The organism is Mesorhizobium sp. M7A.F.Ca.CA.002.04.1.1 (assembly GCF_004022805.1).
GTDB lineage: Bacteria > Pseudomonadota > Alphaproteobacteria > Rhizobiales > Rhizobiaceae > Mesorhizobium > Mesorhizobium ciceri.
This window is the reverse complement of the sequence record NZ_RZPL01001267.1, coordinates 1-564: the sequence shown is the minus strand read 5'-3', so window position 1 is coordinate 564 and position 564 is coordinate 1. Positions and strand designations below refer to the sequence as shown.

General features: G+C 63.5%; 1 pseudogene. It reads left to right on the top strand.

Features of this window, described 5'->3' with window-relative positions:
- Nucleotides 1-562, top strand: a pseudogene (locus tag ENZ75_RS33720) (hypothetical protein); the annotation flags it as partial.
- Between the last annotated feature and the right edge of the window lie 2 nt (nt 563-564).

Here is a 564-nt window from a genome sequence, read left to right as displayed (position 1 = left end):
CGCCTTCATGGTGCGCCCGGACAACATTGTTTTCCTTGCTGTTTTTGCTGTGCTGCTGGTTGCGTTCCGGCAGAGGGCATGGGGCGCGCTGGCCGGCTTTGCCGCTTCCTTCGTTGCCTATTTCGCCATCTCGCACTGGGCGCATCATCCCGGCTGGTGGCCGCATCTGTGGTTCTCCAGCATCGAGCAGCATTACAATATGGACGGGTTCGAGCCGCCATTCTCCATCGTTGCCTATCTCAGGGCATTTGCCACCTCGCTGCTGCGTGCCGTCAGCCTGAACAGCTGGGTCGGCGTGTCGGTGCTGGCACTGGCCGGCTGGTTTGCTGCCGACCGCGCCGGCTTCCGCCTCGACCGCCGCGCCGGCATCCTGTTCGCGGCACTGGTGCTCGGCGCGCTGGCGAAGTTCACCGTCTTCCCGATCCACGACACGCGCATCTATTTCCCGCATCTGATCCCGCCATTCCTGCTGCTGGCGACGCCGTTCATGGCGTTGTGGGCGGCCGTGGCTCGCGGCCAGAATCGCGCTGCCATGCAAATCATTCCCGGAGACAAGTCATGAGT